Raw genomic sequence first — 8,406 nt, forward strand, 5'->3', positions numbered from 1 at the left:
GCCAATGTAACCAATGGGGCAGATTGTTGGCCAATGCTAACACATCCCTATAGCTTCAACTATCATACAGGCTGGGTTGGAATTTCGCATTGTGCCATTTTCCAAAATCCAGAAACAAAACAGTGGTTTTACGCTTCACAAGCTCGTTTACCAAAAGACGTGCAGGGAATTAACGTTTCAAATGCCATAATGATGGGGCATGTACGCGAAATACAATGGACCGAAGACGGATGGCCAGTAGTTGCTCCCGAACGTTACGCTGGTGTGCCTGCTACTACCATTACCGAAGCTTCATTCATTGGAACATGGGAACAAATTACTATGAATTACCAATATGCTACCATCCAGAAGTCGGCTACTATTTATTTAACAGCAGATAAAAAAGTTACTGGAGCCGTTTCTGGAACTTGGTCTTATGACAGCACCAACAAAACATTGACTGTAAACGGCATAAAATGCAAAGTAAATGATGCATGGGACTGGGAAAGTACTCCTCGCAAAGTGACAATTACTTATTCCGGACTTACAACAGCGGGGGTTCCTGTTTGGGGCAAAAAAATAAATTAGTAATCCAATATCAAAACCCTTTTTTAATCTTTAGAAAAGGGTTTTGTTTTTCAAATTCTGCTTCATAAAATCAATTCAAATGAAAACAATCTGCATTCCATTCTTTTTACTAATTCTGATAACATCTTCTAAAACTTTGGCTCAAAATAATGGTTCGGCTTCCGCCAAAGCAAAAAAAGCAAGTCCAACTGAGGTTTATAACAATCCAATTATAAAAGATAAATACACGGCAGATCCAGCGGCTTTAGTTTACAAAGACAAAGTATATCTGTACACAGGTCACGATGTTCCAGAAAAAGACTTTAACTTTTATAGAATGAATGATTGGTTGGTTTATTCTTCTTCAGATATGATTCATTGGCAAGAGCATCCAGTTCCGCTGAAAGTAACTGATTTTTCCTGGGCAAAAGGCGATGCTTGGGCTTCGCAAGTGATTGAAAAAAATGGAAAATTTTATTGGTACGTAGCTGTAGAACATGGTACTGTTCCTGGCAAGGCAATAGGTATTGCAGTATCTGATAGTCCTACTGGGCCATTTAAAGATGCACTTGGAAAAGCATTAATCACCAATGACATGACGACTAAAACTAAAATTAGTTGGGACGACATTGACCCATCTGTAATTATTGATGATGATGGCCAAGCTTATCTTTTTTGGGGAAATACTGTTTGCAATTATGTAAAACTTAAACCAAACATGCTCGAAATAGATGGTCCAATCCAAACGATAGATTTACCAAATTTTACCGAAGCACCTTGGATTCACAAACACAAAGGCTACTACTACTTATCATACGCTTATCAGTTTCCTGAAAAAATTGCCTACGCGATGAGCAAATCCATCAATGGTCCATGGGAATACAAAGGAATTCTGAACGAAATCGCTGGTAATTCGAATACCAATCATCAAGCGATTATTGACTTCAAAGGCAAGTCGTATTTTATTTATCACAATGGTTCCATCCCAACAGAAGGTGGAAGTTTTAGAAGATCGGTTTGTATAGATCGACTTTATTACAACAATGACGGATCTATCAAAAGAGTGATTATGACTAGTGAAGGAATTACAGAATAGGTAGTTTTCATAATGCAGAATTGCAGTTTTGAGCCTGTAGTAATTCTCAAAACATCATAGGTAGGATTAAAATTTAAAGGGAAATAATGTAAAGATTTCGTTCTTTTTTTTTACCCAACTATCAAAAAATAAAATGGGTCGAGCCTACGGTTCTTTTATATCGTGTTTACATTCGAAAACTGGACTAAAGTCCAGCCCTATAATATGAGTTGAGCCTAACGGCTCTATGTGATGTAATGCAGTTCCGTAGGAACGAAGAATATTGTAACAACGGATTTTAATCCGTTGAACTATAGATAGGGATTGAGCCTAACGGATCTACGTCGTGTAATGCAGTTCCATAGGAACAAAAAATATTGTAACAACGGATTTCAATCCGTTGAAAGTAAAATGATAATAAATTCCATATAACCTTAACTTTCCTCATATGATTTATATGTTTCAAAAAAATATTAAAAATGCATTTTTTGTTCTAATGATGATGGCTGCCGCAGTTTCATTTGCCCAGGACATTACCGTTCATGACCCTGTTATGATTAAGCAAAAAGACACTTACTACTTATATTGCACAGGCGAAGGCATCAGTGTTTTTAGTTCCAAAGATTTAAAAAACTGGAATAAAGAACCTCAAATTTTCAAGGAAAAACCGGTTTGGGTAGATGCAGTTGTTCCAGATTTTAAAAATCATATTTGGGCTCCAGACATTTCTTTTCACAACAATAAATACTATTTGTATTACTCAGTTTCGGCTTTCGCCAAAAATACATCAGCGATTGGAGTTACAACTAATACCACTTTAGATCCAAAAGATCCTGCTTACAAATGGGTCGATCAGGGAATTGTCATCCAATCAATTCCTAACCGTGATCTTTGGAATGCCATTGATCCTAACTTAATTTTTGATGAAAATAATACACCTTGGCTAGCTTTCGGATCATTTTGGGAAGGATTAAAATTGGTAAAATTAAATCCAGACCTAAAATCAATTGCACAACCTCAAGAATGGCATACGATTGCTAAACGCAAAAGAACTTTCGAATTAGCTGATACTGATCCAGGTGATGCAGCTTTGGAAGCTCCTTTTATTTTCAAGAAAAATGAATATTACTATTTGTTCATTTCTTGGGATTTATGTTGCAGAGGAAAAGACAGTACGTATAAAATGATGATCGGAAGATCCAAAAATATTACGGGTCCTTACTTAGACAAAGATGGAAAATCTCTCAACGAAGGAGGTGGAACTTTACTGGCAAAAGGTGACGAAAACTTTTTTGGCGTAGGCCACAACAGCACCTACACTTTTGAAGGCAAAGATTATCTCGTTTATCATGCTTATAATGCCAAACAAAATGGACGTCCTATACTGCAAATAAAACAGTTACAATGGGATAACGATTTGTGGCCTCATTTATAAAAAAATACAATTATTTTTTAAAAATGTATTTTTTACACTTATATTTTTTTTATATTGCACATTAAAAATCAATACCTTTAAGCTAGTAGCCAAAATATATTAATAACTATCCTGAAATGTTAAAATTAAAATATGAAAACTTTTAATTTAAGAAATTTAATCCTTTATCTAATTATTCCGATTTGCATTTCATCTGCTGCAAATGCACAAAAAGGTACAACTAAAAATTTAGGGTATAACATTTCGCCTGTCAACATTCAGGATGTAAAAATTACGGATGCTTTTTGGTTGCCAATCATCAAAAAAGTTCAGGAAAAAACCATCGAATATGCCATTCATAAATGTGAGGAAGAAGGTCGTTTGGACAACTTCTTGATCGCTGGCGGAAAGATGAAAGGTGAAGTAAAAGGGCAAATGCCTTTTGACGATACTGATGTTTATAAAATAATTGAGGGCGCTTCGAATACATTGATTAGTGAGCCAAATCCAAAACTGGAGAAGTTACTGGATTCCCTTATTAGCATTATAAAAATAGGTCAGGAAAAAGACGGCTATTTAACCACTTGGAGAACCATCAATCCAGCAAAACCACCATGTACCTGGGTTCCTGTAATCGAAGGAAAGCGTTGGGAATCTTTACAAATTAGCCACGAATTGTACAACTCCGGACATTTAATTGAAGCTGCGGTTGTACATTATCAGGCAACTGGAAAGAAAAACTTCTTAGATATTGCAATCAAAAATGCGAATTTACTAGTGTTTACTTTTGGTGATAAGCCAAACCAAGTTCACGGCGTTCCAGGTCATCAAATTGTAGAAACAGGATTGGTAAAATTATACCAAATCACAGGCGACAAACAATATCTGACACTTGCAAAATACTTTCTAGACAACCGCGGAAATGCAAAACATCATAAATTATACGGAGCTTATGCCCAAGATGATATTCCTGTTATCGAACAAAAAGAAGTGGTTGGTCATGCAGTGAGAGCCGTTTATATGTATGCTGGAATGACTGATATTGCGGCAATTTATAATGATAAAAATTACCTAAATGCAGTAAACAATTTGTGGACTAACATGGTCAACAAAAAAATGTACATCACAGGAGGTATTGGTGCCAAACACGATGGTGAAGCTTTTGGAGCCAATTATGAATTACCAAATCTTACCGCTTACAACGAAACTTGTGCCGCTATTGGAGACGTGTACTGGAATCATCGCTTGTTTAATTTATCAGGTGATGTAAAATACTTTGATGTTATCGAACGCTCGATGTACAACGGTTTAATTTCTGGATTATCATTAGATGGGCAAAAATTCTTTTACCCAAATGCATTAGAATCGGATGGTGTTTATCAATTTAACCGAGGGGCTTGTACACGCCAATCATGGTTTGATTGTTCTTGTTGCCCAACAAACCTCATCCGTTTTATTCCTTCTATTCCTGGATTAATTTATTCAACCAACAAAAATATACTTTACGTAAACTTATACGCTTCGAATACTGCTAAAGTAACCTTAGACAAAACACAGCTTGAAATTGCGCAACAAACCAATTACCCTTGGGATGGAAAAGTAGCTATAAAAGTTACACCAAAAAAAGAAGGTGAATTCACAATCAAATTAAGAATTCCAGGCTGGGCTAGAAATGAAGTTTTACCTGGAGATTTATACAGCTACAAATCTTCTTCGGCGCAAATAACCTCTGTAAATATAAATGGTGTTCCATTTTTATATAAAGCCGATGACGGATACATCACAGTCACCCGAACTTGGAAAAAAGGAGATAGCATTACCCTAGATTTTCCAATGGAAGTAAAAGAAGTGGTAACCAACAGCAAAGTGGAAGGCAACATCGGAAAAATAGCTTTAGAATATGGTCCAATCGTTTATGCCATAGAAGAAATTGACAATCCAACAGACTTCAATAAAATCACAATTGATGCTAATGATAAATTCAAAGTAACCAAAGAAGCCAATCTTTTGCAAGGCGTCAACACCATACAAACCAACAAATTTAAAGCTATTCCATACTATTCCTGGTCAAACAGAGGCATTGGAAAAATGAAAGTCTGGATAGATTTTAAATAGTTACTAAGATGCTGAGTCGCTAAGTTTTTTAGCAATTATAAAAAAAGAATATTTTAAAAAGTCTAAAGTTCACTTTAACGAACATTAAACTTTAAACATTAAACTAATTATAAAATATGAAACCGAATTTAATCACAAGAATAACACTTTGCGGACTTTTACTCAATGGAATATATTCCCAGGCACAAACAACTCTTGAAGTTAATACCGCAAAAACAATTACCAAAATTCAGCCAACAATGTATGGTGTTTTTTTTGAAGACATCAACTTTGCTGCCGATGGTGGTTTGTATGCCGAAATGGTCAAAAATCGCTCTTTCGAATTCCAAACACCACTTATGGGCTGGAAACAACCTAACAGCGACACACATTCATTCAACAAAGAATCTGGTATTGCGACCACCATTCATAATTCCGAAAACAAAACCAATCCTAACTTTTGCCGTGTTTTAATCAATGACGCCAAAGGATTTGAACTTATCAATGAAGGTTTCCGCGGAATGGGTATCAAGAAAGATGCAAAATATAATCTTTCGTTAAAAGCAGCTAACACCAATGGAACGATTCAAAAAATCATCATTCAATTTATTGATAAAGACAAAAAAGTGTTAGGTGAAACCAGCATTACACCAACAGATAAAAACTGGAAAAATTATACTGCACAATTCACAGCCACCCAAACTGAAGCCAAAGCACAATTGAAAATTACTTTTGAAGGAACTGGAAGTATCGATTTGGACATGATTTCATTATTCCCAGAAGAAACTTGGAACAACAGAAAAAATGGGTTGCGTAAAGATATCGTTCAATTATTATATGATATGAAACCAGGATTCTTGAGATTTCCAGGAGGTTGTATCGTGGAAGGAAGAACATTGGCAGAACGCTACCAATGGAAAAAAACAGTAGGAGACGTAGAAAACAGAGAAACAATGATAAACCGTTGGAACATGGAATTCAAACACAAACCTACTCCGGATTATTTTCAATCTTTCGGATTGGGATTCTTCGAATATTTTCAACTTGCTGAAGATATTGGAGCTGCTCCACTACCAATTTTGAGCTGTGGAATGGCTTGTCAATTCAATACAGGTGAATTAGTTCCATTGGCAGAATTGGATCCTTATGTAAAAGATGCCTTGGATTTAATTGAATTTGCAAATGGCGGTTTAGACACACCTTGGGGTAAAGTTCGTGCTGATATGGGACATCCAAAACCATTTAACCTAAAACACATTGGAGTTGGAAATGAACAATGGGGGCCTCAATACATCGAAAGATTCAAAGTTTTTGAAAAAGCAATTAAAGACAAATACCCAAATATGATTATTGTTTCGGGAGCTGGACCATTCCCAGACGGAGATTATTTTGAGTATGGAATGCAAGAATTAAAAAAACTAAATGCCGAAATTGTTGACGAACATTATTATAAAGATCCAAAATGGTTTAGAGAAAATGCTACTCGTTATGACAGTTACGACAGAAAAGGACCAAAAGTTTTCGCTGGCGAATATGCAGCGCAAAGTGTTGCGATTGTTAGTCCAGATAACAAAAACAACTGGGAATGCGCATTCTCAGAAGCTGCATTTATGACTGGTTTAGAAAGAAATGCTGAAGTTGTTTACCTAACTTCTTACGCTCCGTTATTGGCTCATGCCGAAGCTTGGCAATGGACACCGGATATGATTTGGTTCAACAACTTGGAGTCATACGGATCAGCTAATTATTATGTTCAAAAATTATTTTCTAATAATAAAGGAACCGATTTACTGGCTATAACCAAAGACGGAAAACCAGTTACTGGGCAAAATGATTTATTTGCTTCGGCAGTAAAAGATGCTAATTCTAAAGAAATAATTGTAAAAATAGTTAACACTTCTGCGAAAGCTCAAAATATTAATGTGGATTTAAAAGGAAGCAAATTCCAATCAAAAGGAACAATTATTACGCTTACAAGTCCGAATCTGGAAGATGAAAATTCATTTGCAGCACCAAAAAAAATCAGCCCAAAAGAAAGTGAATACAATGTGAAAGGTGAAAAAGCAGCACTAAACCTCCCTGCTTATTCAGTTACCGTTTTGAAATTAAAAATAAAATAAGATTTTTAATAAAGTAATGTGATTTATAATTTTAAACTACTGTTAGATTGTTATTTACACTAAAAAAAGCACTAATAAAAAATAAGTGTTTTTTACACACTTATTAAATAATAATATATATATTTGTACCACATTAAAAAATTTGTGATGAAAAATTATGTAATAGGATTAGATTATGGTTCTGATTCAGTTCGTGCCGTGTTAATCGACAGTGAAAATGGACAGGAATTAGCATCAAACGTTTGTGATTACAAGCGTTGGAAAAACAAAGAATATTGTAATGCATCAATAAATCAGTTTCGCCAACATCCCTTGGATCATATCGAAGGATTGGAAACAACCATAAAATATGTTGTAGAAAACAGTAAAGTAGATCCTTCACTCATCAGAAGTATTTGCATTGACACTACAGGATCTTCTCCTGTGCCGGTTGCCGAAGATGGAACTCCACTGGCTCTGACCAAAGGTTTTGAACATAATCCAAATGCTATGATGGTTTTGTGGAAAGACCACACCGCTATAAATGAAGCTAACGAAATCAACGAATTGGCAGCCAACTGGGGTGGCGAAAATTTCACCAAATACGAAGGAGGAATTTATTCTTCCGAATGGTTTTGGGCAAAAATTCTTCACATTGCAAGACAAGACGAAGCGGTTAGAAATGCAGCACACACCTGGATGGAGCATTGCGATTTAATGACGTATTTATTAATTGAAGATAAAGATTTAAAAACCTTCAAAAGAAGCCGTTGCGCAGCGGGTCACAAAGCCATGTGGCACACAGACTGGAACGGATTACCGCCAGTTGAATTCTTAGAAAAATTACATCCATATTTAGCGCAGCTTCGCGGTAATTTATATGATGAAACGTATACATCAGATTTAGTTGCTGGAAATTTAAGCAAAGAATGGGCGGAACGTTTAGGACTTTCGACAGAAACTGTTGTGGCTGTTGGAACTTTTGATGCACATTCTGGAGCGGTTGGAGCTAAAATCGAAGAGAATACTTTAGTTCGTGTTATGGGAACTTCCACTTGCGATATCCTTGTGGGTTCTTATGATGAGGTTGGAACAAAAACGGTTCGCGGAATCTGCGGACAAGTTGACGGATCTGTTATTCCAGGATTTATTGGTTTAGAAGCAGGGCAATCTGCTTT

Annotated in this window: 6 protein-coding genes; all 6 read left to right on the forward strand. The window is 35.9% G+C overall.

Annotated elements, in window-relative coordinates; all coding sequences use genetic code 11:
- The coding region (locus VLC96_RS09280) for a lipocalin-like domain-containing protein (protein ID WP_325262358.1) at window positions 1-567 on the forward strand (567 nt) is incomplete at its 5' end.
- Between the two features lie 79 nt (window positions 568-646).
- Complete coding sequence (locus VLC96_RS09285) at window positions 647-1,642, forward strand: glycoside hydrolase family 43 protein (protein WP_325262359.1); 996 nt, start codon at window positions 647-649, stop codon at window positions 1,640-1,642.
- Between the two features lie 436 nt (window positions 1,643-2,078).
- Complete coding sequence (locus VLC96_RS09290) at window positions 2,079-3,056, forward strand: arabinan endo-1,5-alpha-L-arabinosidase (protein WP_325262360.1); 978 nt, start codon at window positions 2,079-2,081, stop codon at window positions 3,054-3,056.
- A 132-nt stretch (window positions 3,057-3,188) separates the two neighbouring features.
- Window positions 3,189-5,150, forward strand: coding sequence for a glycoside hydrolase family 127 protein (locus VLC96_RS09295; protein ID WP_325262362.1), 1,962 nt, complete (start codon window positions 3,189-3,191; stop codon window positions 5,148-5,150).
- Between the two features lie 116 nt (window positions 5,151-5,266).
- On the forward strand, window positions 5,267-7,249 hold the full coding sequence (locus VLC96_RS09300; protein ID WP_325262363.1) for an alpha-L-arabinofuranosidase family protein: 1,983 nt from the start codon (window positions 5,267-5,269) through the stop codon (window positions 7,247-7,249).
- A gap of 147 nt (window positions 7,250-7,396) precedes the next feature.
- Window positions 7,397-8,406 (forward strand): ribulokinase (locus tag VLC96_RS09305; RefSeq protein WP_325262365.1); only part of this gene is annotated, 1,010 nt, incomplete at its 3' end.

This window comes from Flavobacterium sp., assembly GCF_035456085.1.
Taxonomy (GTDB): Bacteria; Bacteroidota; Bacteroidia; order Flavobacteriales; family Flavobacteriaceae; genus Flavobacterium.

Excerpts from the sequence above, each read along its gene's own strand:
- VLC96_RS09285 (WP_325262359.1), top strand. The coding sequence starts at position 647 with ATGAAAACAATCTGCATTCCATTCTTTTTACTAATTCTGATAACATCT.
- VLC96_RS09290 (WP_325262360.1), top strand. The coding sequence starts at position 2,079 with ATGTTTCAAAAAAATATTAAAAATGCATTTTTTGTTCTAATGATGATG.
- VLC96_RS09295 (WP_325262362.1), top strand. The coding sequence starts at position 3,189 with ATGAAAACTTTTAATTTAAGAAATTTAATCCTTTATCTAATTATTCCG.
- VLC96_RS09300 (WP_325262363.1), top strand. The coding sequence starts at position 5,267 with ATGAAACCGAATTTAATCACAAGAATAACACTTTGCGGACTTTTACTC.